The sequence below is a fragment of the Amycolatopsis sp. NPDC049159 genome (genome assembly GCF_040648295.1).
Classification (GTDB): Bacteria; Actinomycetota; Actinomycetes; order Mycobacteriales; family Pseudonocardiaceae; genus Amycolatopsis; species Amycolatopsis pretoriensis_A.
In genome coordinates, this window is sequence record NZ_JBEZDL010000008.1 from 103176 (window position 1) to 126796 (window position 23621).

Below are 23621 nucleotides of genomic sequence, written 5' to 3' on the forward strand. Positions count from 1 at the left end.
TCAGCGCGGCACGGGCACGGACGCGAGCACGCGGTCCAGCACGCCGTCCGCGGTGACGCCCTCGAGCTCGGCTTCCGGCCGGACGTCGAGGCGGTGCCGCAACGCGGGCCGCGCCAGCGCCTTGACGTCGTCCGGGGTCGCGTAGTCGCGCCCCGCCAGCCACGCCCAGGCCCGGGTGACCGCGAGCAACGCCGTGGCCCCACGGGGAGAAACGCCGATGCGCACCGACGGCAGCGACCGCGTCGCCCGGCACAGGTCGACGACGTACCCGATCACCTCGGGCCCGACGGTGACGCGAGCGACCGCTTCGCGCGCAGCCGCGAGTTCCGGCGCGCCGGCCACCGAGCGAAGTCCCGCCGCCGCGAGGTTGCGCGGGTCGAAGCCCTGCGCGTGGCGCCACAGGATGCCGATCTCGTCCTCACGCGAGGGCGCCGGCATGGTCAGCTTGAGCAGGAACCGGTCCAGCTGCGCCTCCGGCAGCGGGTAGGTGCCCTCGTACTCCACCGGGTTCTGCGTGGCGATCACGATGAACGGATCCGGCAGCGGCCGCGTCTTGCCGTCGAGCGAGACCTGCCGCTCCTCCATGGCCTCCAGCAGCGACGACTGCGTCTTCGGCGGCGTCCGGTTGATCTCGTCGGCGAGCAGCAGGTTCGTGAACACCGGCCCCTCCCGGAAGGAGAACTCGCCGCTGTGGGCGTCGTAGACGATCGAGCCGGTGACGTCGCCGGGCATCAGGTCCGGCGTGAACTGCACCCGTTTGGTCTCCAGGTCCAGCGCCGCGGCCAGCGCCCGCACGAGCAGCGTCTTCGCGACGCCGGGGACGCCTTCGAGCAGCACGTGCCCCCGGCACAGCAGGGCCAGGATCAGCCCGGTGACGGCGGCGTCGTTGCCGACGACGGCCTTGCCGACCTCGGCGCGCAGCGCGATCAGCGCGTCACGGGCCCCGGTCGCGTTCTCGCTGGTCAAGTTCGCCCTGCCTCTCGTTCCACCCTGTCCAGTTCGCCCGCCAGCCGGACCAGCCCGGCGTCGCCGGTCACCGGCGGGCCGTAGAGCACCGCCCCGACGTCGTTCGCCGCGCGGCCGGTGCGCTCGGCCACCGAGGCCACCAGCGCCGCCGGGTCGGCGTCGCGCGGCAGGCCCAGCGCGGTCCGCAGCCGGGTCCGCGCCGCCTTCCGCAGCGTCTCACCCGCGTGGTCGGCCGCCTTCGCCCGCCGGTACAGCCGCGCGCGCCCCTCGGCGGTTTCGGCCGCGCGGACGACGATCGGCAGCGGCTCGGTGACCACCGGGCCCAGCCGCCGAGCCCGCCACAGCGCCAGCAGCGCGACGGCGATGCCCGCCTGCGCGACGCCGTAGTACCAGCCGGCCGGGATCAGGTCGAAGATCGACTTGCGGGTGTCGTCCAGCCCCGGGTCCGAAACCGACGGCAGGTACCAGACCAGCCGCGGGTGCGTCCCGAGCAGGTGCAGCGCCAGCGCCGCGTTGCCCTCGTCGGCGAGCCGCGAGTTGGTCAGCGGCGCGGCCGAGCCCAGCAGCGTCGTCGTGCCGCCCGCGTCGGCGAGCTGCAGCAGCGTGCCGCCGCCGTCTTCGCCGGGGTAGCAGGATCGCGCGCCCGGGGACGCGTACCCGGTGCCGCCGAGGGTGACGTCGCCCGCCGCGACGGCCGCGGCGACCGTGCACCGCGGGCTCAGCGTGGCGACGTCGCTGTCGCCTTCCCGGCGCACCAGCGGCAGCGAGTCGTGCAGCGTCGGCGTTCCCGGCGTCACCAGCACGACGTCGGCGGAGCGCTCCCGCAGCGCGTCGAGCCGCTTCGCGGGCACCAGGTCGGGCTGGGTGACGAGCAGCGTCGCGTTCTCGCCCGCCACCTCGTCCGCCTCGGCCATCGTGTGCGCGGTCCGGACGTCCACGCCCTGGTCGCGCAGGAGCTTCGCGAGCGCGTGGGCGCCGCCGGGTTCGTACGAGCCGGGTTCGAGCGCGCCGTGCGTCTGCTCCCCGCGGCCGAGCAGGAGCAGCGCGCCGGCGGCGAAGATCAGGGCGACGAGGGCGAGCGGGATCCGGGCCCCGCGCCAGATCCGGCGCACGTCCGGCGAGACCGAGGTGCTGCTCATACCGCGACCGGCCGCTCACGGCGGCACTGCTCGTCCAGCTCGGTCAGCCTCCGGTACGCCGCTTCGGTGCCTTCGCGGCCGCCGTAGTGGACGTCGTCGAAGAGCCGCGCGCCCGTGCGCAGCGCGTCGGCCACGTTGGGCAGCAGGGTACCGGCTTCCGCCGCGGCCTCGTCCGCCGTGCGGCCGGAGCGGGTGTCGAGCAGCGCGCGCTCTTCCAGCGCCCGCACGACGGCGCGGAAGCGGTCGCGCACGGCGTCGTCGTAGCGGCCCGCCGCGGCGGCTTCGGCGGCCGAGCGGCGGTAGTCGGCGGCGTTCTTGCGCTGCCCGCCGAAGACGACCCGGTCGGCGCGGGCGGTGCGGGCGACCTTGCCGGTGCGCAGCCGGACCACGACGACGAGCACGATCAGCAGCACGAGGACCAGCAGCAACCCGAAGGGGCCGCCCGGGACCACCGACGACATGCCCCGAAGCAGCTTGTCCACCTGCTCGCCCAGCCACTGCCCGACCTGCTGGAGGAAGCCCGGCTGCGCGTCGCGGTACTTCGGGTCCGAAAGCTCCTCCGCGGCGGCGCGGCGGGCCGAGTCCCGGTCGATGTCGACCGGGACGTCAGTGAAGAACAGCGTCACCACGCCTGCGGGGGCTGGACCCCGGCCGCGCGCGCCAGCTCGATGTCCATGCCTTCGCGGCGCATCCGCTGGTCGAGGTAGACGATCGCGGTGACCAGCGCGACGAACGGGATCGCGATCGTGCCGGAGACGATCTGCCCCGCGGACTGCAGCAACAGCTCGCCGGTGCCCGGCACGGACACCTTGCCCGGGTTGAGGAAGCCGTCGAACACGCCGGTGCCGAGCGCGAACGGCAGCTGGATGATGTTTTCGAAGAACGACTCGATGATCCGCGCCAGCACGAGCACGCCGAGCACCCGCCAGAACGAGCCGCGCACCAGCTTGACCGACCGGGCGAACGCTTCCCGGAACGTGCCGCGCTCGAGCACCAGCGCCGGGGACGCCAGCGCCCAGAACACCCAGACGAGCACCCCGGGGACGATGCACAGCATCAGGCCGATCGTGCTGGTCAGCGCGTAGACGAACGCCACGCCGAGCAGCGGCAGCAGCCGGGGCTGGACCTCGCGCCAAGCGCCGCCGAAGGTGACCTCGCGGCCCAGCGCGGCGCGGCCCACGACCGCGGCCATCAGGCCGGTGGTGAACGTCATCAGCAGCGCGGAGATGAGCGACGCCGGCAGCGCCACGATCAAGAGGTCGCCGAAGGTGCCGAAGACGGCGTTGCGCAGTTCTTCGTCGGTCGCGCCCGGCCCGAGTTCGGCCGTCGAAGCCAGGCTCTCGAGGTCGGCGTAGAGGAACTTCTGCGCGACGAAGGTCAGGGCGGCGCTGATCACCGCGACCACCGCGCCGATGCCCAGCACGAGCAGCGGGTGGCGGCGGAGCGTCGTGATCGCGCCGTCGAGGATGTCGCCGATGTTGAGCGGCCGGAGCGCGATCACGCCCGGCTTGCCGAGCCCGTGCGGGTTCCAGCGCGGCTGCGGCGCGTACTGCGGCGGCGCCTGCCACCCGGGTGCCTGCTGCTGCCAGCCCGGCGGCGGCGTCGGCGGGGCGGGCGGGGTGTCCGGCGCCTGCCAGCCGCGCGGCGGCGTGGCCGGTGACGCGGTGTGATCTTCTGACGGCTTCGGCTCACCCGATCCGGGAGCCTGAGCCGCGGGCACGCCCTGGCTCGGTGTCGGCGTGTCGGCGCCCTCTCCGCCGGACGCGCCACCGGTGTCTGTCATCGAAGCCCCTCGCCTGCGGTACCTGCTTGCCGACACTCTCTCAGAGGCGGTTGTACCCGGCCAGACCTGGGGTGACGTCCGGTCGCCGTGACACCACGCGCACGGACGGGTGCGAGACGGCCCGTTCCCCCGATATGCTGAACCGCGGGATCGGGTACCCCCGGTCCGTACCGAGACCCTTCGGGACTGCCTAGTGACGCAACCGCCCCACGGCCAGGTACCGCCTCGCGGAACCGTTCAGCCGCCGCCGGTGCCGGGTGCGCAACCGGACCTCCCGTGGCTGGGTCAACCGCACACCATGGCCGCACCGAAGCGCCGCTCGCCGGCGGCGGTGATCGGCGTGTGCCTGGGCGCGGTGGCCGTGCTGGTGCTCGGCCTGGTCGCGATCGTCGCGCTCAACCGCACCGAGACGCCGCTGGCCGACCCCAGCTTCCGGGACGCGCCGTCGTCGCAGGACAGCCCGGCCCCGCTGCCCCCCGGCGGCGCGGGCGCCCCGGCCTCGGCGTCGACGCCGGCGTCCGAAACACCGTCGCCCAGCGCGACCGGGCCGCAGAAGGTCCTCAAGCTGGCCGACCACCCGATCCTGCAGGACCCGAACGCCGGTCTCCAGAACCGCGTGTGCACGCTCCCGGCCTGGCAGAGCACGCAGGAAGGCGCGGAGGCGTTCTTCACCGCGGCGAGCAAGTGCCTGGACGCGGCGTGGGGCCCGTTCCTCGAGGCCTACCACCTGCCGTTCACGCCGCCGGCCCTGCACTTCCCGACCGGCGCGAGCTTCGAAACCGAGTGCGGCACCATCCAGGTCGGCATCGCGACCGCCGCGTACTACTGCGAAAACAACCTGTACGTCCCGTTCCGCGGGCTGCAGACCGACCAGTACGGCAACAACCCCGGCGTCTACCTGGCCCTGTTCGCCCACGAGTACGGCCACCACGTGCAGGAAGTCGCGGGCCTGATGGACGCGGCCTGGCAGAAGATCTACGAAGCCGGCCAGAACAGCCCCGCCGGGCTGGAGATGTCCCGCCGCAAGGAACTGCAGGCCCAGTGCTTCTCGGGCATGTTCCTGGGCGCGCACGTCGACCAGGGCGGCACGATCAGCCGCGACATGTACAACAAGGCGTGGAACGACCAGGAAACCCGCGGCGACAACACGTCCCGCAGCCACGACCACGGCACGAACGCGCACTACGCGGCGTGGTGGCGAGCGGGCGCGACGAGCAACCGGATCTCCGACTGCAACACGTTCGCGGCCCCGTCGGCCGAGGTCAGCTAGCGGGTTTCGGGCGCAGCGGGATGCTCAGCCACAGGTAGCCGAACATCCCGCCGGCGAAGCACGCGAACACCAGCAGCGCGAGCCCCAGCGGCCGGCGAGCGTCCGAAGCACCGATCGACGTGTCGGCCGCGTGGACCGCGACCGGGCCCTGGTCCGGCAAGGTCTCCGGGACGGCGACCTCGACGCGCTCGCCCTGCCCGTGCCCGCAGCCGTTCAGCGTGCCTTCGTGCGCCTTGCCGGCGACGGTGAACTTGACCGTCTCGACGGCATCCGGTTTGTCGCACGCCGCGGGCTTGGTGACCTCGGCCTGCACCGGCGCGCCGAGGCTGTCACTGGTGATGCCCAGCAGCCCCGGCCCGGCGAGCCAGGCGAGCAGCACGACGAGCACGCCCGCCGCGGCGGGGATCGCCACCGTGGGCCACGTGAGGGCGAGGGATCGCGGGGGCACCCGGCCATGGTTCCAGATTCCGCGGCCGAAACCCAGGTGCCGTCACCGCTGTTCGATCTTCTCCGCCTGCGTGACCTTCTTGACGTAGAGGAGCTTGTCGCCGGGTTCGATGGCGTCGGCCTGCGGGGCGTCGACGCGGTAGAGGACGCCGTCGCGGACCAGGCCGAGCACGAGGTCGGGCAGGTGCCGCGGCGAACCGCCCTCCTCGGCGGGCTCGACCGCCCGCTCGGCGATCGCCAGGCCCGACTCCGGGGTCAGCAGGTCCTCCATGATGTCGACGACCAGCGGCGTCGACGTCGCCATGCCGAGCAGCCGCCCGGCCGTCTCGCTGGAGACGACGACCTGGTTGGCGCCCGACTGCTTGAGCAGGTGGACGTTCTCCGCCTCCCGCACCGACGCCACGATGTGCGCCTTGGGCGCCAGCTCGCGGGCGGTCAGGGTGACGAGGACCGCCGTGTCGTCCCGGTTCGGGGCGACGACGACCGCGCGCGCGTGCTGCACCGCGGCGACGCGCAGGACGTCGGAGCGGGTGGCCGAGCCGTGCACGGCGACCAGGCCCAGCGCGCTCGCCGCGTCGAGGGCCTGCTGGTCGGTGTCGACGACGACGATCTGGCCCGGGGCGACGTTCTCGTCGCCGAGCAGCGCGTTGACGGCGGACCGGCCCTTGGTGCCGAACCCGACGACGACCGTGTGGTCGCGCACCTTCGTCCTCCACTTCTGGATCTTGAACGCCTGGCGGGAGCGCTCGGTGAGCACTTCCAGGGTGGTCCCGACCAGGACGATGAGGAAGAGCACCCGCAGCGGCGTGATCACCAGGACGTTCACCAGCCGGGCGGACGCCGTGGCCGGCGCGATGTCGCCGTAGCCGGTGGTCGAGAGCGAGACGGTGGCGTAGTACAGGCTGTCCAGCAGGGACAGGCCGTCGCCGTTGGCGTCGCGGTACCCGTCGCGGTCGACGTAGACGATGATCACGGTGGCCAGCAGCGCGAGCAGCGCGCCGATGATCCGCTTCACGATGGCCCGCAGCGGGCTGACCGTCAGCTCGGGCATCCGCAAGACGCCGACGAGCTCGTGGTCCGGCCGATCGGTGAGACTGCCCAGCGGCAACCGCCTCAGGGCCTTCATGCACCGGCTCCCAGCGGCTGGTGTCGAGCGTCACTCACGCCCGGAGGATAGCCCAACCGGGTGGCGGACCGCCGCGTGGAACGCGACGATGCCCCCATGGCTACCTCGCAACGGCCCGCGCACCTCTTGGCGGGGGCACTGGGCTTCATGGGCGTCCTGCACTTCGCCGTGCCCAAGCCGTTCGACGGCCTGATCCCGCGTTCCCTGCCGGGTTCGCGCCGGGCGTGGACGTACGGCTCGGGGGTGGTGGAGCTGGCGGTCGCGGCCGCGGTGGCGACCCCGCGCACGCGCCGGCTGGGCGGGCTGGCGGCGGCGTTGCTGTTCTTGGGGGTGTTCCCGGGGAACGTGAAGATGGCGGTGGACGCGAAGACCCCGCCCCAGCGCGCGATCGCGTGGGGGCGGCTGCCGCTGCAGTGGCCGCTGATCGCGTGGGCGCTGAAGGTCCGCGACCGCGGCTGACGCCGTGCACGCCGAAATCACCGAGGTGCTCGACGGCGGCCTGGTCCGCTTCGCTTCCCCGCTGGGCACCGCGAACGCGGCCTGGCGGGGCACGGAGCCGCCCCGCGTCGGGCGGGTCCACGTGGAGCTGGACTTCCCGGCCGCGCTCCGGACCTGGGCGGTGGTCCCGGCCGGCACGCCCGAGCTTCGCGGCACCGGCGACCAGGTCCGCGTCACGGCCCGGGTGGCCGCGTACACCCCCGAGGACGGCGTGCTCACCCTCGAGCTGGGTGACAGCGTGGTGCTGGCCGAACTCCCCGCGCCCGCACCGGAAATCCGGCCCGGCGGCTGGCTGCGGGTGACCGCCGGCCGCCTCGACCTCTACCCGGTCGACCTGTAGTCACTCCTGCGGGATGTCCCGCAGGAGCCGGCGCAGGCCTTCCGTGTCCAGCAGGTCCGCCGGGCGGATCGTGCGGTTCGCCCGGACGTAGTGGAACGCCGCCCGCACCTGCTCCACCGGGACGTTCTTCAGCGCCGCCCAGGCCATCCGGTACGCCGCCAGCTGGACCGCCAGTGCCGGGATCCTCGGCTCGGGCGGGACCGAGCCCGTCTTCCAGTCCACGACCTCCCAGTACCCGTCGGCGTGCCAGAACACCGCGTCCATGCGGCCGCGCAGGGTGATGCCCTCGACGTCGGCCGAGAACGAGACCTCCACCGCCGCCGGGACGCGCTCCGCCCACTCGCTGGCCTCGAACGCCTCCCGGAGTTCCTCGAAGTCCGTGTCGGGCGCCTCGTCGAAGTCGGCCGCGCCCGGGAGGTCGTCGATCTCGATCAGCTGGTCGCCCCCGAAGCGGCGTTCCAGCCAGCCGTGGAACTCCGTGCCGCGGCGGGCGAAGCTGTTGGGCTCCATCGGCAACGGGCGGCGCAGGTCGCTCGCGAGCCGGGCGCTGTCGTCGGCCAGCGCGACCAGCTGGCTCACCGTGAGCCGCGAAGGCAGCGGGACCCGCTTGACGTGGTCGTCCTTGCGCGCCCACTCCTCGAGCAGGACGTCGGTGTCGGTCAGCCAGCCGTCCGGGTCGTCGTCCTCCCCTTCCGCCGGCGGTTCCTCAGCGTCCGAAGTGGACATCGCCTCGGACACCAGCTCGACCCCGGTCTGCACGCCGGTGCGGCGGTCGGCCAGCGGGTCGACCGGCCACCGCGACTTCCGCGAGTCCGACACCAGCGGGTTTTCCTCGTCCGACGCCGGTTCCGGCGCCCAGTCGGCCAGCTGCCCGACGCCGGTTTCCCGCAGCACGCCGGCGATCTCGGTGAGGAACTCCGACGGCCCCTTCGCGCGGCTGCTGCTTTCGTTCCACCAGTGCCCGGAGACGATCAGCGCGCGCTCGGACCGCGTCAGCGCCACGTAGCAGAGCCGCCGCTCCTCGGACTGCTCCCGCTCGACGAACCCGGCCTCGTGCAGCTCCAGTCCTTCTTGGACTTCCTTGCGGTCGTAACCCTCGGCGACGCGCAGCTCCGGCAGGTCTTCGGCGTCACCGCGCAGCACCGCGGGCAGCGAAGTCGCGGTCCGCAGCCACGACGACGACCGGCGACGGCCGGGGAACACCTCGTGCACCAGGTGCGGGACGGCGACGACCTCCCACTCCAGGCCCTTCGACGAGTGCACGGTGAGCACCTGCACCCGGTCCGGGACGACCTCGACCTCGCCGGGGGTGAGACCGTCTTCGGCGTGCGCGGCCGTGTTCAGATAGTCCACAAAGGACAGCAGGGTCGCCGTCGGCGCGGTCTCGGCGTAGTCGGTGACGACTTCGGCGAACGCGTCCAGGTGCGCGCGGCCCGCGGAACCGGGGCGGGCCAGCGATTCGACGTCCAGCAGCATCGTGCGCTCGACGTCGGCGACGAGCTCCGGCAGCGACTGGTCGAGCCGCCGCCGCAGCGCGGCCAGCTCCCAGCCGATCCGCCGGATGCGCCGGTAGCCCTCCGCCGAATACCGTTCCGCCGCACCGGGTTCGTCGACGGCGTCGATCAGCCCGGCCTGCTCGACCCGCTCGACCACCAGCTCCGGGGTGTCGGACTTCTCCGGGCTGGACAGCTCGCCGGCCCGCCGCCACAGCGCCGCGACGTCGGCGGCCGCGAGGCGCCAGCGCGCGCCGGTCAGGAGCCGGGCCGCCGCACTGCCCGACAGCGGGTCGGCGAGCACCTTCAACGTCGAAACGAGGTCGGCGACCTCGGGTTCGTCGAGCAGGCCGCCGAGCCCGACGACCTCGACCGGCAGCCCGCGCGCCCGTAGTTCGGCGGCGATCGGGGCCATGTCGGCGCGGCGCCGCACGAGGACGGCGGCGGTCGGCGGCTTCCCGGTCTCCTCCTGCACGGCGTACCAGCGCCGCGACAGGGCGTCGGCGACCCACTCGCGTTCGGCGCGGATGTCCGGCAGCAGCGCGCACGCGATGTCCGCCGCGCCGGCGCCTTCGCGGGCCCGCAACCGTTCGACGCCGAGGCCGCGGGCGCGCAGCGGTTCGGCGATCGCGTTCGCGAGGTCGAGGATCTCCGGCGGGTTGCGGAAGCTGGTGAGCAGCCCGAATTCGTGCGCGGGGACGAGGCGTTCGCCGTCGAAGCGCGGGAAGTCCGAGGTGAACCGGGGCAGGTTGGCCGCGCTGGCGCCGCGCCAGCCGTAGATGGCCTGCGCCGGGTCGCCGACGGCGGTCACCGGCATCGGCGGGTTCTCGACGCCGCCGAACAGCGCGCGCAGCAGGACGCGCTGGGCGTGCCCGGTGTCCTGGTACTCGTCGAGCAGGACGGCGCCGTAGCGTTCCCGTTCGCCGCGCACCACCGACGGGTAGCCGCTCGCGAGCTGCGCGGCGAGGGACATCTGATCGGCGAAGTCGAGCGCGCCTTCGTTGCGCTTGCGACGGTGGTAGTCCTCGACGAGCGGCAGCAGCGCGAGCCGGAAGTGCTGCGCCGCCATGATTTCCGTGAGCTTCTGCGGCAGCCCGGCCCGCTGTCCCTTGGCGCGCGGCGCGTTCTCGATGATCCGGCAGAGCCACTTCGTGTACTCGGCGAGCTGCTCGGTGGAGACCAGGTGCTCGCCGAGTTCGCCGGCGAGGGCGAGCACGTCGGCGGTGACGGTCGGCGGGACGCGGTCGGTCTCGAGCTCGTTGTCCCAAGTGGACACCACGCGGTGCGCGATCTGCCACGACGACGTCTCGGACAGCAGCCGGACACCGGGCTGCACCGGCAGCCGGAGGCCGTGCTCGGACAGCATGCGCCCGGCGTAGGCGTGGTAGGTGAGGACGGTCGGCTCGCCGGCGACCACAGTGGACCGCAGCCCGCCGGTGGGGTCGAGGCGGTCGAGGAGGCCGGACCCGGCGAGGCGGCGCAGCCGTGCGCGGACGCGTTCCCCGAGCTGGCGGGCGGCCTTGCGGGTGAAGGTGAGGCCGAGCACACGGTCGGGGCTGACGATCCCGTTGGCGACCAGCCAGACCACCCGCGCGGCCATCGTTTCGGTCTTCCCCGCGCCGGCCCCGGCGACGACGAGCGAGGGTTCGACGGGCGCGGCGATGACGGTCGCCTGCTCGGGGGTCGGCCGGTGCAGCCCGAGCGCGTCGGCCAGTTCCGCGGGCTCGACGGGGTTGGCGACGAGGAGCGGGCTCACGCGCTCCCCCCGACGCAACTTTCCCTACGAAAGCTCCGCTTTGTGGCGCAAAGCGGAGCTTTCGTAGGGAAAGTGACGTTGACGGGGGTCACGGGCCTGGTACCTGCCGGCCTTCGGGGCGCAGGGGGCAGCAGCCGCGGGCCGGGCAGCGGTCGCAGTCCGGGTTCTCCTGCGCCTGGTAGTCCGGCCCGGCGGCCGACGCCGCGGCGTCGCGGACCAGCTCCAGCCACTGCTTGCCGCCCACCTCGTCCAGCGGCGGCTGGGACCGTTCGGTGGCGCCGGTCTGTTTGTTCGCCTTCGCGACGTAGACCAGCTTCGCGCCGCCGGGTTCGTTGCTGCCCTTGATCGCCCCCAGCAGCACCGCGAGCTGGTACGCGGCCAGCTGCGGGTGCGCCTCGGCGTCCGCGCCGGAAACGGGCACCTTCCCCGTCTTGATGTCGACGATCACCGGCCGCCCGTCGGCGTCGAGCTCCACCCGGTCGACGCGGCCCCGCAGCAGCACCCGGACCTCGTCGGCGCCACCGGCCGGCAGCTCCACCTCGATGTCCTGCTCGACGCCGGCTTCCTTGAGCTCCGCCCGGCTGCGCTCCAGCCACGTCACGAAGTTCTGCAGCATCTGCTCGACGCGCCGCCGTTCCCGCCGCGAGAACCACGGCGCCCCGGCGTCGACGCGCACCCAGGCATCGTCCAAAGCGGACTGCAGCTCCGCGTCCGTGCGACCGGACGCGACCGCCTGCGCCAGCCCGTGCACCAGGGTGCCGGTCACCGCGGCCAGCTGGGCGGGGTCGCTGCCGCCGTGGCGCTCGATCATCCAGCGCAGCGGGCACTTCGTCAGGATTTCCACTGTGGACGGTGAGATCCGGATGAGGTCGCCGGGCGGGTGCACCGGGACGTCGGTGGACGCCGGGAGCAGGCCGTACCACGTCGACGGGTGCGCGCCCGGCACCTTCGCGTCGGCCAGGCGCGCCAGCTGCTTCGCCGCCCGGCGCCGGCGCGCGGGCTCCGCCTTGTCGTCGCAGACGACCTCGCGCAGCTCCCCCACCAGCTCGGCCAGCACCAGCGACCGCCCCGGCGGCTTCATCCGCGAGTCGAGACCGCCGTCGTCGGCGCCGTTCTCCTCCAGGTCGTCGAGGAACCGGGACGGCTGCTCGTCCTCGCCCGAAACCGCAGTGACGAGCAACGTCTGCTTCGCGCGGCTCATCGCGAGGTAGAACAGCCGCCGCTCCTCGGCGAGGATCGGGGCGGTCTGGGACACGGCGTCGTCGTCGACCCCGGCCATCAGGTCCTTGAGCCGTTCCACGCCCAGCACGGATCCGCGCAGCCGCAGGTCCGGCCACGCGCCCTCCTGGACACCGGCGACGGCGACGACCGTCCACTCGCGACCGGCGGCCGAGTGCGCCGTGAGCAGCGAAACGCCGTCGCCCGGCACAGCAGCCGGAGCGAGCGTGTCGCCCGCGATCCGTTGCGCACCGAGGTAATCCGCGAAGGACGCGACACTCGCGCGCGGTAGCCGGTCGACGTACCGGCCGGCGGCGTCGAACAACGCCACCACGGCGTCGAGGTCGCGATCGGCCTGCGCGGCCAGCGACCCGCCGCGCTCGACCTGGCGCAGCAGCTTGTCCTGCAGGCCGCTTTCCCGCCACAGCTGCCACAGCACCTGCTCGACACCGTCACCGCGGGCCACGGCCTGGTGCGTGACGCGCAGCAGCCCGCCGACGCGCCGCACCGGCTCGGCCTCGGCGTCGGCCAGCCCGGCGAGGACGTCCCCGCCCCGCAACGCTTCCACGAGCAGCTCGTCGCTCGAGCGCTGCCCGCCGCCGGCCAGTTCGAGGCGACGCAGACCGCGCCGCAACCGCCGCAGCGCCAAGGGATCCGCGCCGCCGAGCGCGGACGACAGCAGCATTTCCGCGAGGTCGACGTCGAGGAGGTCGGGGGCGGGCGCGAGCTTCAGCACGGCCAGCAGCGGACGCACCGCGGGCTGCTTCGCCAGCGGCAGCTCCTCGGTCGCCGACCCGATCGGGACGCCGGCGGCACGCAAAGCGCGTTGCAGCACCAGGAAAGTCCGCGCCGGCGACCGGACGAGCACCGCGATCTCCGACCACGGCACGCCGTCGACGAGGTGCGCGCGGCGCAGCTGGTCGGCGATCCAGCTCGCCTCGGCGGCGGGCGTCGGCATCACGCGGACGCGCACGTTCCCGCCGGTGGCGCCCTTCGGCGGGACGATCTTGCGGTGCTGCGACGCACCCGGCAGCGTCGCGCCGATCTTCGCCACCGCCAGGCGCACGGCCGGGGCCAGCCGGTGCGACGTCGTGAGCGTGACGGTCCGGCTGCCGTCCGGATCGGCGTCGGCGAACAGGCTCGCGTCCGCGCCGCGGAAGGAGAACACGTTCTGGTCGGGGTCGCCGGCCACGACGAACTCGGCCGCGGTGTGCCCGATCACCCGGACCAGGCTGGTCTGCAGCGGGTCGAGGTGGTGGGCGTCGTCGACGAACAGGTGCCGGACGCGGGTGCGCTCGCGTTCGCGCAGCTCGTCGTCGTCCTCGAGGGCGAGCAGCGCGGAGGTGACCAGCTCCGCGGCGTCCAGCGCGGGCGAGCTCGCGACGCCGAGCGCGTTGCCGCCCGCGCCCTGCAGCTGCGTGACTTCTTCGTACTGGGCCCAGAACTGGCCGGCGGCGATCCACTCGTCACGGCCGCGGCGGCGGCCCAGCTCGGCGAGGTCCTCCGGGCCGAGCCCGCGCTCGGCCGCGCGCATCAGCAGGTCGCGCAGCTCTTCGGCGAAGCCGGGGACGATCAGGGCGGGCCGCAGCGGTTCCGGCCAGTACTCGGCTTCTTCGTCGAGGTCACCGGCCAGCAGTTCGCGCACGACGACGTCCTGCTCGGCGCCCGCGAGCAGGCGTGGCGGCGGGAGCTCCCCGGCCATCGCTTCCAGCCGCAGCAGGGAATAGGCGTAGGAGTGCACGGTGCGCACGAGCGGTTCGCGGACGGTCCGCGGCAGCGGCCGCGCCTGGTCCGGGTCGGCGGTGAGCCGGCGCGTGATGTCGGCGCGCAGGGCGTCCGCGGCCTTGCGGGACGTGGTGAGCACGAGCACGCTCTCGGGGTCCGCGCCCTCGGCGATGCGGCGGGTGGCGGCCGAGGCGAGCAGCGACGTCTTGCCGGTGCCGGGCCCGCCGAGCACGCGGCGGAACCCACCGGGTGCGGAGAGCACGCGCCGGGCGCCTTCGTCCCAGGTGAACGTGGGTGCGTCGGGGACCGGCGTGCGCACCAGCCGCGCGTCCGCCTGCGCCGTTCGCCTCCCGTTCACCCCGCGATGGAACCACGTCCGGAGTAGTGGGTGCGGCACCGGCACGGCTTAGCGGCGGACGGCCACGAAAAGTGTCGTACCCATCCGGCAGAGTGTCGGTATGGACGACGTTCTGCACGAGCGCGTGCGGGAGATCATCGAGTCGGTGCCGGCCGGCACGGTCGCGACGTACGGCGACATCGCGGCGCTCGCCGGCGCGCCTTCGCCGCGGATGGTGGGCGCCATCCTCGCCGAGGACGGGCACGACCTGCCGTGGCACCGGATCCTGCGCGCGAACGGCACCCCGGCACCCCACCTGGTCCACGACCAGCTGGAGCGGCTGCGGGCAGAAGGGGTGCTGGCCGACGGCCAGCGCGTGGACCTGCGGAAGTACCGCTGGAAGCAAGGAGGTGACGAGGATCCCGGTCCGGAAGGGCTGTTCTGACCGCTGTTGCTTAGGTTAGCCTCGCCTAATGGCGACTCAGGCGGAGCGCACCACCCTGACTTACCACCGGGCCTCGGTCGCGGTGGTCCGGCCGCTGTCGCCGCACCTGGTGCGCGTGACGCTCGCCGCGGAGACGTTCCGCGACCTGGTGCCGCAGGCGCCCGACCAGTACGTGAAGCTCTTCTTCCCGCTCGCCGGGCAGGAGGAGCCGGTGCTGCCGGAGACCGCTTCCGACGTCATGTCCTGGTACCGCACGTACCTGGCGATGCCGGACGATCTCCGACCACCGATGCGCACGTACACGGCCCGGGCGATCCGGCCGGACGCGGCAGAGGTCGACATCGACTTCGTCCTGCACGGCGACGAGGGCCCGGCGTCGGCGTGGGCGTCGCGCGTCAGGCCGGGCGACCAGGTGGCGTTCATGGGCCCGCACGGCCTGTACGCGCCCACGCCCGCCGCCGACTGGCAGCTGCTGGTCGGCGACGAAACGGCGTTGCCCGCGATCGGTGCGATCATCGAGCAGCTGCCCCCGGGCACCCGGGCGTCGGTGTTCGTCGAGCTGGCGGACCGGGCGGACCGGCAGACGTTCGACACCTTGGGCGCGGTCGAGGTGCACTGGGTGCTGCGCGACTCGCGTCCGCTGGGCGAGGCGTTGCTGGAAGCCGTCCGCGGCGCGACGTTCCCCGGCGGGACGCCGTACGCGTGGGTGTCCGGCGAGGCGGGCGTGGTGAAGCTGGTGCGACGGCACCTGGTGCGGGAGCGCGAGGTCGGCAAGCGGGCGATCTGCTTCACGGGCTACTGGCGGCGCGGGCTGAGCGAGGAAGCCGCGAGCCGGGAAGCGGTCCGGGCGGCCGAGGCCGGCGAGGTCCCGGCCGAGGAGGACTGACCTCGGCGGCGCCCCGGCGAGGAGCTGCGCGAGGACAACTCCACGCTGGCCGGCTGCCGACGCCCGGGGGCGTCTTCGAGACGTACTGGACGAAGCTCTGCCCCGGCAGCTCAGTGCTGACTGTCGCCGAGGGTCGCGACCAGCAGTTTGACCAACGCGCCCAGCCGCTGGCGGTCCGGCTGCAGGGTCGATATCCCGGCCTCCTCCAGCGGTGCCGCCGTCACCGGCCCCACGCACGCGACCACCACCGGTCCCCGCAACGCGGCCACCACCGCCTCGTACCGCCCGTAGGACCGCGCCAACGAAAGGAAGTTCGCCGCCGCGGGAGCGCTCGTGAACGCCAGCGCGGCCACCTCCCCCGCCACCGCCGCGTCGATCAGCTCGTGCACCGGCGCCACGTCCGCCGGCGAATGCCACCGGTACGGCTGCACCTCCACCAGCGACGCCCCGGTCAACAACTCCGTGTGCTCCGGCAACGGCGTCCCGTGCAGCTGGACGGCCACCCGCGCACCCTCGACACCCGCCGAAGCCACCGCCCCGAACAGCTCCGCGTTCGACTCCGACTCCGCCGAAAAGAACTCCCGCAGCCCGGCACCCCGGACCGCACCGACCGCCTTCGGGCCGCGCGCGTAGATCCGGGACTCCCGAAGCCGCTCCAGCAACGGCTCGCGCAGGCCCCAACCATCAGCCGCGTCGAGCCAGCCGCGGAAGCCCGCGCCCGTCGTCACCGCCGTGAACGCGACCGGCTCCGCCAGGACCGCTTCGGTGGCCGACCGCAGCGCGGGATCCGACTCGAGCGGCACGATCGTGATCGTCGGCGCGTGGCGGACCTCGGCGCCGTAGCGTTCGAGGGCCGCGATGAAGTCCTCCGCCCGGCGTTCGGCCGTGACGCCGATGGCGATGCCGCTCAGCTCACCCATAGATCGCGCCCATCTCCTCGATCGCTTCCGCCAGCTCCGCCCGCAGGTCCGCCGGTTCGAGGACCTCCAGGTGCGGCCCGAAGCGCAGCAGCTCGCCGATGGCCGGTTCGCCGCGCTCCACCGGCAGCTCCACGGTGAGCCAGCCGTCCGCGTCGGGTTCGCCCACGGCCGACCGCAGCGCGCGGGCCCCGGCCGGACCCGCGTAGAACGGTACGAGAGCCTGCGCCCGCGGCGACAGCCGCACCACGGCCACGCGCGGGAACATCCGGCGTTCGAACTGCTCCGACCACTCCTGCCAGTACCGCGCGAGGTCGAAGCCGGCCGGCCGCTCGAACACCTCGCCGAGGTCCTCCAGCGCCTGCACCCGCGAGATCCGGTACGTCCGGTCGGTGCCTTCGCACCGCGCCGCGAGGTACCAGTTGCCCGCCTTGAGGATCAGTCCCAGCGGCTCGACGTCCCGCTCGACGACGCGCTGCCCCCACCGTTCGTAGCGGATCCGGATCCGGTGCGACGACCACACCGCGTCGGCGACGGCGGACAGCGCCGGCAGGCTCTCGATCCCCCGGTGCCAGCCAGGAACGTCCAGGTAGAACCGCTCGGCGACGCGGCCGGCCCGGTCGCGCAGCTCCGACGGCAGCGCCGCGTACAGCTTGAGCTGCGCCGCCGCGAGGACCGTCCCGAGCCCCAGCTCGGCGGCCGCGACCGGCAGCCCGGCCAGCGACAGCGACTGCGCCTCTTCCTCGGTCATCCCGGTCAGCCGGGTGCGGTAGCCGTCGACCAGGCGGTACCCGCCGGTCCGCCCGCGGTCGGCGTACACCGGGACACCGGACGCCGACAGCGCGTCGATGTCCCGGTAGATCGTGCGCACCGAGACTTCGAGCTCTTCGGCCAGCTCCTCGGCCGTCATCCGGCCGCGGTTCTGCAGCAGCAGGAGGACGGACAGGAGGCGGCTCGCGCGCATGCCGCCGATTCTGGCAGAAATACCTGACACAAGCTGACAGGTATGTCCGGCAGGGTGACTTCCATGAACGAGTTCATGACGAAGAACTGGGAAGAGAAGATCGTCAGCGGCACCGAAGGCGGCCCGCGGGTGGCCTACGCACACGTCACGTTCGCGTACGAAGGCGTCATCGAGGGTGAATCGATCTGCGACCTTCTGCTGTACTACGCGGGCGAAGGCTACAACAGCGGGCAGACGACGTCGCCGAGCTTCGAGCGCTTCGAAGGCAAGGTCGACGGTCGCGAAGGGACGTTCATCGTGCGCCACGAGTACACGTTCGACGACAAGGGCTTCACCTCGACGTTCAAGGTCGTCCCCGGTTCGGGTACCGGCGGACTGGCCGGCCTGACCGGCAGCGGGACCGCCGGCGGCGCGACCGGCGTGGACAAGGTGGGCTACACGTTCGAGTACGCGTTCTAGGAGTCGCAAGTGGACCGCCGCCAGGTACTCGCCTACCGCATCGCCGAGCACGGCCTGCACCGCACGGCCGGCGACGTCGCCGACCTCGCCGTCGTCAAGGCCGGGCTGCAGGACAGCATGCGCGACACCGCGCTGCTCGCCCTCGTGGCCCGACTGGACGGCGAGGCGTCCCTTGTGGACGATCCGCGGCTGGTGCTCGCCTGGACGTTGCGCGGCGCGCCGCACTACCACCTGGACCTCGCCGAGGTGACGCGAGCGCTGGTGCCCCTCGACGACGCGGACGCGCTCGCCCGGATGCTGTGGCAGCGCAAGGAACTGGCGGCGACCGGACAGTCGGCGGCCGAGGTGGTCTTCACGGCGGCGGCCGCGCTGCGGAAGGTCGTCACCAAGCCGATGACGAAGGGCGCGGCGAGCACCGCGGTGACGAAGGCGCTGCCGCCGTCGTTCTCCCGGTGGTGCCGCGGGTGCGGTGCCACCCACATCCAGGAACAGCTGATGCGGATCGCGGCCCCGCACGCGGGTGTCCGCCTGGTCGCGGGCGCCTCCCCGGCGACGCTGGCGCCGCTCGAAGGACGCGGCCGGCTGCGCCGCACCCCGGACCCGGCGGCCGCGGCGAAGGTGGTCGAGGACTACCTGCGGCTCAACGGCCCCGCGTCCCCGGGTGAAGCGGCGGAGTTCGTCGGGACGGCCAAGGCGGTCGTGGACCGGACGTGGCCGGCGGACCTGGCCGAGGTGAAGGTGGACGGACGGCGGAAGTACCTGCCGGCCGCGCAGCTGTCCGCCTTGGAGAACCCGCCGGAGCCCGACGTCGTGCGGCTGCTTCCACCGCTGGACCCCTTCATCCAGGCACGCGACAAGGCCCTGCTGGTCCCGGATCCCGCGCGCCGCAAGGAGGTCTGGAAGATGCTGGGCAACCCCGGCGTCCTCGTGGCCGACGGCGACATCGCGGGCACCTGGCGCACGAAGGGCAGCGGCGCGAAGCTGACGTTCACGGTGACGGCGTTCGACCCCCTCCGCCCGGCGGTCCGCGAGGACGCCGAAGCCGAAGCGGCGCGGGTGGCGGCGGCGCGCGGGTTCGAGAAGCACGCGGTCACCTGGGTGGGCTGAAGCGCGGCTCCAGCCCACCCCGAGCGCGGTCACCGGGCGGCCGCGTCGATGTCGCCGTACGCCGTGGTCGCGTGGATGGTCAGGGCCGCCGCGCCCTCGGTGTTCTTGAGGGAGTTGCGGATCCGGCCGTACGTGGTGCCGGCGTCGAGGGACGCGGACACGCCGGTGGCCGCGCCGACCGTGATGTCGCCGGCCTGGGTGCTCAGGACGAGGTTGCCGCTGACGGCCTCCGCGATCCGGATGTCGCCCTTGCCGGTGGTGATCTCCGCCGGGCCGGTGAGGCGCCCGACCGAGACGTCGCCGGCGTGGGCGGTCAGGTGCAGGCTCGCGGCCTCGTCGAACACGGCCTCGCCGTGCGCGCCTTCCACGGTGACGTCGCCGAGGCGGCCGACGCCCCGCAGCGCGACGCTGGCGGCCTTGGCCCGGACGTCCGAACCGGCGGGCAGCTTGACCACCACGTCGAGGGAGCCGGACGGGCCGAAGTACTGGTTCCCGGCCGCGCCTTCGATGTGCAGGACGCCGTCGGCGAAACCGACCTCGACCTGCTCGGCCGCCCTCACGTCGCGGCTCTTGGCGGGGTCGGCGGGCCGGACGTCGACGGTGGTCTCGCCCGGCTCGGCGGCGACGAACCGGACGCGGCCGGCGGGGATGTCGAGGACGGTGGCGATCGGGGCGGTGGTGGCGAAGTGCTGCATTTCGGGGCTCCTGAGTGGCTCTGTTCCGGTGATGAAGCCACTTTCACCGGGGCCGCTGACACCGGGTGGCCACCGCGCTGACACGCCCGCTGACACGCCGGTCAGGCCTCGACGGCCAGCCGGTACCCCCGCTTCACCACCGTCTGGACGACCTTCCCGCCGCCCAGCGCCGTCCGCAGGCGGCCGATCGCCGTCTCCACCGCGTGCTCCTCGCCGCCGCCCGGCAACGCCGAGATCAGCTCGCGGCGCGACACCACCCGGCCCGGTGACGCCGCCAGCGCGCGCAGCAACGCCATCGGTGCCGGTGCCACCTCGCGCCAGTCACCGTCCACGATGGCCGCCTGGCCGCGCAGTTCGATCTCCCGGCCGCCCGCGAGGAACCTCGGCGACCGCGTCACCAGCGTCTCCGCCACCGTGCGGGCCAGCGCGCCGATCCGCGCCCGGTGCGGCTGGACCGTCGGCACCCCCAGCGCCGCCAACGGTCCCGCCGTGATCGGGCCGACGCACGCCGCCACCACCGGGCCCGACAGCGCCGCGACCAGGCCCGGCAGCCGGCCGGTGCGCCGGGCCAGCGCGAGCAGCGAAGCCGCCGCGGGCGCGCTCGTGAACGGCAGCGCGTGGATCGAGCCGTCCAGCACCCCGTCCAGGAGCCGGTCGACCGGGCCCGGGTCCACCGGGCCGACCCAGCGGTACACCGAGATCTCGATGACCTCCGCCCCCGCCGCCCGCAGCGTCTCCACGAAGTACGGCAACGGTTCGCCGTGCAGCTGCACCGCGATCCGCTTCCCCGACACGTCCGCCGCCAGCAGGTGCTGCAGCAGCTCCGCGTTGCTCTCCGACGCCGGCGAGTACGCCTCCGTCAGCCCCGCCGCCCGGATCGCGCCGGTCACCTTCGGGCCGCGGGCCAGCAGGGCGCACTCCGCAAGGCGCGAGAGCAGCGCGTCGCCGAGGCCCCAGCCTTCGGCCGCCTCGAGCCAGCCGCGGAAGCCGATGCCCGTCGTCGCCACCACCGCGTCCACCGGCGCCTCGAGCAGCCCGGCCGTCGCCGCGTGCAGCTCCGTGTCGTCGGTCAGCGGCACGATCCGGATCGCCGGGCCGTAGCGGACACCCGCCCCCTTGCGCACCAGAAGCGCGCCGAGCTCGTCAGCCCGGCGCGCCGCGGTGATGCCGACCACGAACCCGGTCAGCGGGAGGACATCGGTCACGGGCTCTCCACTTCGACCACGCCCCCTCGCACGCGCACCTCGTACACCGGCACGGACACGTCCTCGGCGTCCAGGCACTGTCCACTGTCGAGCGCGAACCGTTCCTTGTAGACGGGCGACGCGACGACCGGGACGCCGCCCGTGTCCCCGACGATCCCGCGGGAGAGCACCGCCGCGCCGCTGCACGGGTCCCAATTGGACAGTGCGTACCAGCGCTCGCCCGGCAGGCGGAAGATGGCCACCTGCACGCCGCCGTCGAGCAGCGCCGCCACCCCGGCGTACTCCGGGACCGCCTCGGCGGCGCAGACCGCCGTCCAGGTTCGCTCGATCGACGTCGTCATCGCCGCACCTCCGGGACACCCAGCATGACCGGGACCTTCTGCTCGCGCTCCGAGCGGAACGAGATCGCCGGGTCGGGCGTGCCCGGCGCGTTGACGAACGACGAGAACCGGGCCAGCTTCTCCGGGTCCTCGAGGACGCCCTTCCACTCGTCGGCGTAGTTGTCGACGTGCTTGGCCATCGCCGCGTCGAGGTCTTCGCAGATGCCGAGGGAGTCGTCGACGATCACCGCGCGCAGGTGGTCGAGGCCGCCGTCGAGCTCCTCGATCCACGGCGCCGTGCGCTGCAGCCGGTCGGCGGTGCGGACGTAGAACATGAGGAACCGGTCGATCGTGCGGATCAGCGTCCCGGTGTCCACATCGGACACGAGCAGGTCGGCGTGCCGGGGCGTGGTGCCGCCGTTGCCGCCGACGTAGAGGTTCCAGCCGTTCTCCGTGGCGATGATCCCGAAGTCCTTGCTGCGCGCCTCGGCGCACTCCCGCGCGCAGCCCGAGACCGCCGACTTGAGCTTGTGCGGCGACCGCAGCCCGCGGTAGCGCAGCTCCAGCTCGATCGCCAGCCCGACGCTGTCCTGCACGCCGTAGCGGCACCACGTCGACCCGACACACGACTTGACCGTGCGCAGCGCCTTGCCGTACGCGTGCCCGGACTCGAAGCCCGCGTCCACCAGCCGCCGCCAGATCAGCGGCAGCTGGTCCACGGTGGCGCCGAACAGGTCGATCCGCTGGCCGCCGGTGATCTTGGTGTACAGCCCGAAGTCCTGGGCCACCTGGCCGATCACGATCAGCTTCTCCGGCGTGATCTCGCCGCCCGGGATCCGCGGGACGACCGAGTACGTGCCGTTGCGCTGCAGGTTCGCCAGGTACCGGTCGTTGGTGTCCTGCAACGTCATCTGCTCGCCACCGAGCACGTGCCCGTTGCCGAGGGTGGCCAGGATCGACGCCACCACCGGCTTGCAGACCGCGCAGCCGCTGCCCGAGCCGTAGCGGCCGATCAGCTCGCTGAACGTCGTGATGCGGGTGGCCTGGACGATCTCGAACAGCTCCGCGCGCGACTGCGCGAAGTGCTCGCACACGGCCTTCGACTGCTCGACACCGGCCGCGCTCAGCAGCCGTCCGAGCAGCGGGACGCACGAGCCGCACGCGGTGCCCGCGCGGGTGCACGCCTTGAGCCTCGGCACGGTGTCGCAGCCGTCTTCGTGGATCGCGCGGGTGATCGCGCCCTTGGACACCGCGTTGCACGAGCAGATCTGCGCCGCGTCCGGGAGCGCGTCGACGCCGACCGCCGCCCCGCCACCGGCCGGGGCGAGGATCGCGCCCGGCTCGGCCGGCAGCGGACGGCCGACCAGCGCGCGCAGGGTGTTGTACTCGGTCGCGTCGCCGACGAGCACGCCGCCCAGCAGCGTCTTGCCGTCGTCGGTGACCACGAGCTTCTTGTACGTGCCGGCGACCGCGTCGTTGACGGCGACTTCCAGCGCGCCTTCGGTGCGGGCGTGCGCGTCACCGAACGAAGCGACGTCGACGCCCATCAGCTTCAGCTTCGTGGACGTGTCCGGCTCCGGGAACTCGCCGGCACCACCGGTGAGCTGGGCCGCGACGATCTCGGCCATCGCGTACCCGGGTGCCACGATGCCGTAGACGCGGCCGTCGACCGCGGCGCACTCGCCGATCGCGTACACGGCGGGATCGCTGGTGCGGCAGGACGAATCCGTCAGCACACCGCCACGCGGACCGACGTCCAGACCGGACTGCCGGGCGAGGTCGTCCCGCGGCCGGACACCGGCGGAGAACACGACGAGGTCGACGTCGAGTTCGGTGCCGTTGCCCAGCTTGGCGAGCAGCCGCGAGCCGTCGGCCTCGATGGCGTCGGTCGACGTTCCCGTGTGGACGGTGACGTCGAGGTTGGTGATGAGCCGCCGCAGCAGCGAGCCGCCGCCCTCGTCGACCTGCAGGGGCATCAGCCGCGGCGCCATCTCGACGACGTGCGGCGAAAGACCCATGTCCCGCAACGCCTTCGCAGCCTCCAGGCCGAGGAGGCCACCGCCGATGACCACGGCGGACCGCCGGCCGCGGCCGGGCTTGTCGACGGCCGCGGCGCGGATCGAGTCGAGGTCTTCGATGGTCCGGTAGACGAAGCAGCCGGGCAGGTCGTGGCCGGGCACCGGCGGTACGAACGGCCGTGAGCCGGTCGCCAGCACCAAGGCGTCGTACCCGACTGTGGCACCGGACGCCGTGGTGACCGTCTTCGCGGTCCGGTCCACCGAGACGGCCGGCTCACCGAGCCGGAGGTCGACGTGCGGGTCGCCCGCGTAGTCCGAGCCGGGCAGCGCGAGCGCGGCCGGGTCCCAGGTGTCCACGTAGGACGTGAGCGCCACCCGGTCGTACGCCGGGCGCGGCTCCTCGGACAGGACGACGACGTGCCAAGCGCCGGGGCTGTCTCGATGGCGCACCGCCTCCACGAGCCGGTGGGCGACCATGCCGTGTCCGGCGACGACCAGGGTGGGCAT

21 protein-coding genes are annotated in these 23621 nt (G+C 73.5%); 7 read left to right on the forward strand and 14 right to left on the reverse strand.

What is annotated here, in order from left to right; translation table 11 throughout:
- Genes AB0B33_RS16840 through AB0B33_RS16855 form a run of 4 tightly spaced genes read right to left on the reverse strand, consistent with a single transcriptional unit; the run spans window position 1 to window position 3888 of the window.
- Window positions 1-966 (reverse strand): MoxR family ATPase, encoded by a 966-nt coding sequence (locus AB0B33_RS16840; RefSeq protein WP_360772223.1) that lies wholly within the window; start codon window positions 964-966, stop codon window positions 1-3.
- Entirely contained in the window at window positions 963-2105 is a 1143-nt protein-coding gene (locus tag AB0B33_RS16845; RefSeq protein ID WP_247014470.1) for a DUF4350 domain-containing protein, read from the reverse strand. The genes AB0B33_RS16840 and AB0B33_RS16845 overlap by 4 nt, the downstream gene beginning before the upstream one ends.
- A complete protein-coding gene (locus AB0B33_RS16850; RefSeq protein WP_360772226.1) occupies window positions 2102-2734 on the reverse strand; it encodes a DUF4129 domain-containing protein in 633 nt (210 codons plus the stop codon). The genes AB0B33_RS16845 and AB0B33_RS16850 overlap by 4 nt, the downstream gene beginning before the upstream one ends.
- A complete protein-coding gene (locus AB0B33_RS16855; protein WP_360772229.1) occupies window positions 2728-3888 on the reverse strand; it encodes a hypothetical protein in 1161 nt (386 codons plus the stop codon). The genes AB0B33_RS16850 and AB0B33_RS16855 overlap by 7 nt, the downstream gene beginning before the upstream one ends.
- 298 nt (window positions 3889-4186) lie before the next feature.
- Here AB0B33_RS16855 and AB0B33_RS16860 point away from each other — a divergent pair, with 298 nt between their 5' ends.
- Entirely contained in the window at window positions 4187-5158 is a 972-nt protein-coding gene (locus AB0B33_RS16860; RefSeq protein WP_360772232.1) for a neutral zinc metallopeptidase, read from the forward strand.
- Here the strand turns inward: AB0B33_RS16860 and AB0B33_RS16865 are convergent.
- Window positions 5151-5570 carry a hypothetical protein gene (locus tag AB0B33_RS16865; RefSeq protein WP_360772780.1) on the reverse strand — a complete coding sequence of 140 codons (420 nt, stop codon included), beginning with the start codon at window positions 5568-5570 and terminating at the stop codon, window positions 5151-5153. The genes AB0B33_RS16860 and AB0B33_RS16865 overlap by 8 nt on opposite strands.
- 78 nt (window positions 5571-5648) lie before the next feature.
- A complete protein-coding gene (locus tag AB0B33_RS16870) occupies window positions 5649-6731 on the reverse strand; it encodes a potassium channel family protein (protein WP_360772235.1) in 1083 nt (360 codons plus the stop codon).
- 96 nt (window positions 6732-6827) lie between these two features.
- Here AB0B33_RS16870 and AB0B33_RS16875 point away from each other — a divergent pair, with 96 nt between their 5' ends.
- On the forward strand, window positions 6828-7190 hold the full coding sequence (locus tag AB0B33_RS16875; protein ID WP_360772237.1) for a hypothetical protein: 363 nt from the start codon (window positions 6828-6830) through the stop codon (window positions 7188-7190).
- A 4-nt stretch (window positions 7191-7194) separates the two neighbouring features.
- Complete coding sequence (locus AB0B33_RS16880) at window positions 7195-7569, forward strand: hypothetical protein (RefSeq protein WP_360772240.1); 375 nt, start codon at window positions 7195-7197, stop codon at window positions 7567-7569.
- On the opposite strand, the gene AB0B33_RS16885 is transcribed toward AB0B33_RS16880, so the two are convergent.
- Both AB0B33_RS16885 and AB0B33_RS16890 read right to left on the reverse strand, forming a co-directional pair.
- Window positions 7570-10818: an ATP-dependent DNA helicase gene (locus AB0B33_RS16885; RefSeq protein ID WP_360772243.1), complete on the reverse strand. Its 3249-nt coding sequence runs from the start codon at window positions 10816-10818 to the stop codon at window positions 7570-7572. It lies immediately after the preceding gene.
- An 88-nt stretch (window positions 10819-10906) separates the two neighbouring features.
- Window positions 10907-14080, reverse strand: coding sequence for an ATP-dependent DNA helicase (locus tag AB0B33_RS16890; protein WP_360772783.1), 3174 nt, complete (start codon window positions 14078-14080; stop codon window positions 10907-10909).
- A 139-nt stretch (window positions 14081-14219) separates the two neighbouring features.
- On the opposite strand from AB0B33_RS16890, the gene AB0B33_RS16895 reads away from it, so the two are divergent.
- Together AB0B33_RS16895 and AB0B33_RS16900 are read left to right on the forward strand one after the other, a co-directional pair.
- Window positions 14220-14543, forward strand: coding sequence for an MGMT family protein (locus AB0B33_RS16895; protein WP_360772246.1), 324 nt, complete (start codon window positions 14220-14222; stop codon window positions 14541-14543).
- A 28-nt stretch (window positions 14544-14571) separates the two neighbouring features.
- Entirely contained in the window at window positions 14572-15429 is an 858-nt protein-coding gene (locus AB0B33_RS16900; RefSeq protein ID WP_360772249.1) for a siderophore-interacting protein, read from the forward strand.
- Between the two features lie 110 nt (window positions 15430-15539).
- On the opposite strand, the gene AB0B33_RS16905 is transcribed toward AB0B33_RS16900, so the two are convergent.
- On the reverse strand, window positions 15540-16349 hold the full coding sequence (locus tag AB0B33_RS16905; protein WP_360772252.1) for a uroporphyrinogen-III synthase: 810 nt from the start codon (window positions 16347-16349) through the stop codon (window positions 15540-15542).
- Window positions 16342-17310 carry a YafY family protein gene (locus tag AB0B33_RS16910; RefSeq protein WP_247014481.1) on the reverse strand — a complete coding sequence of 323 codons (969 nt, stop codon included), beginning with the start codon at window positions 17308-17310 and terminating at the stop codon, window positions 16342-16344. Before AB0B33_RS16910 ends, AB0B33_RS16905 begins: the two co-directional genes overlap by 8 nt.
- Window positions 17311-17373: 63 nt before the next feature.
- Between AB0B33_RS16910 and AB0B33_RS16915 the strand changes: the two genes are divergently transcribed.
- Both AB0B33_RS16915 and AB0B33_RS16920 read left to right on the forward strand, forming a co-directional pair.
- Window positions 17374-17769 (forward strand): DUF3224 domain-containing protein, encoded by a 396-nt coding sequence (locus tag AB0B33_RS16915; protein ID WP_360772256.1) that lies wholly within the window; start codon window positions 17374-17376, stop codon window positions 17767-17769.
- 9 nt (window positions 17770-17778) lie between these two features.
- Window positions 17779-18876 carry a crosslink repair DNA glycosylase YcaQ family protein gene (locus AB0B33_RS16920; protein ID WP_360772259.1) on the forward strand — a complete coding sequence of 366 codons (1098 nt, stop codon included), beginning with the start codon at window positions 17779-17781 and terminating at the stop codon, window positions 18874-18876.
- 29 nt (window positions 18877-18905) lie between these two features.
- Here AB0B33_RS16920 and AB0B33_RS16925 read toward each other — a convergent pair whose 3' ends face one another.
- The 4 genes from AB0B33_RS16925 to nirB all read right to left on the reverse strand — a co-directional run bounded on the left by AB0B33_RS16925 (window position 18906) and on the right by nirB (window position 23621).
- The gene (locus AB0B33_RS16925) at window positions 18906-19571 is read right to left on the reverse strand and encodes a DUF4097 family beta strand repeat-containing protein (protein WP_360772262.1); all 666 of its coding nucleotides are present in this window, start codon (window positions 19569-19571) and stop codon (window positions 18906-18908) included.
- Between the two features lie 101 nt (window positions 19572-19672).
- Complete coding sequence (locus AB0B33_RS16930) at window positions 19673-20776, reverse strand: uroporphyrinogen-III synthase (protein ID WP_247014485.1); 1104 nt, start codon at window positions 20774-20776, stop codon at window positions 19673-19675.
- Complete coding sequence (gene nirD, locus AB0B33_RS16935; protein ID WP_360772265.1) at window positions 20773-21117, reverse strand: nitrite reductase small subunit NirD; 345 nt, start codon at window positions 21115-21117, stop codon at window positions 20773-20775. The genes AB0B33_RS16930 and nirD overlap by 4 nt, the downstream gene beginning before the upstream one ends.
- Window positions 21114-23621, reverse strand: a complete 2508-nt coding sequence (nirB, locus tag AB0B33_RS16940; protein WP_360772268.1) for a nitrite reductase large subunit NirB — start codon at window positions 23619-23621, stop codon at window positions 21114-21116. Before nirB ends, nirD begins: the two co-directional genes overlap by 4 nt.

Excerpts from the sequence above, each read along its gene's own strand:
- AB0B33_RS16845 (WP_247014470.1), bottom strand. The coding sequence starts at position 2,105 with ATGAGCAGCACCTCGGTCTCGCCGGACGTGCGCCGGATCTGGCGCGGG.
- AB0B33_RS16855 (WP_360772229.1), bottom strand. The coding sequence starts at position 3,888 with ATGACAGACACCGGTGGCGCGTCCGGCGGAGAGGGCGCCGACACGCCG.
- AB0B33_RS16860 (WP_360772232.1), top strand. The coding sequence starts at position 4,187 with ATGGCCGCACCGAAGCGCCGCTCGCCGGCGGCGGTGATCGGCGTGTGC.
- AB0B33_RS16870 (WP_360772235.1), bottom strand. The coding sequence starts at position 6,731 with ATGAAGGCCCTGAGGCGGTTGCCGCTGGGCAGTCTCACCGATCGGCCG.
- AB0B33_RS16875 (WP_360772237.1), top strand. The coding sequence starts at position 6,828 with ATGGCTACCTCGCAACGGCCCGCGCACCTCTTGGCGGGGGCACTGGGC.
- AB0B33_RS16895 (WP_360772246.1), top strand. The coding sequence starts at position 14,220 with ATGGACGACGTTCTGCACGAGCGCGTGCGGGAGATCATCGAGTCGGTG.
- AB0B33_RS16900 (WP_360772249.1), top strand. The coding sequence starts at position 14,572 with ATGGCGACTCAGGCGGAGCGCACCACCCTGACTTACCACCGGGCCTCG.
- AB0B33_RS16905 (WP_360772252.1), bottom strand. The coding sequence starts at position 16,349 with ATGGGTGAGCTGAGCGGCATCGCCATCGGCGTCACGGCCGAACGCCGG.
- AB0B33_RS16910 (WP_247014481.1), bottom strand. The coding sequence starts at position 17,310 with ATGCGCGCGAGCCGCCTCCTGTCCGTCCTCCTGCTGCTGCAGAACCGC.
- AB0B33_RS16915 (WP_360772256.1), top strand. The coding sequence starts at position 17,374 with ATGAACGAGTTCATGACGAAGAACTGGGAAGAGAAGATCGTCAGCGGC.
- AB0B33_RS16925 (WP_360772262.1), bottom strand. The coding sequence starts at position 19,571 with ATGCAGCACTTCGCCACCACCGCCCCGATCGCCACCGTCCTCGACATC.
- nirD (WP_360772265.1), bottom strand. The coding sequence starts at position 21,117 with ATGACGACGTCGATCGAGCGAACCTGGACGGCGGTCTGCGCCGCCGAG.
- nirB (WP_360772268.1), bottom strand. The coding sequence starts at position 23,621 with ATGCCCACCCTGGTCGTCGCCGGACACGGCATGGTCGCCCACCGGCTC.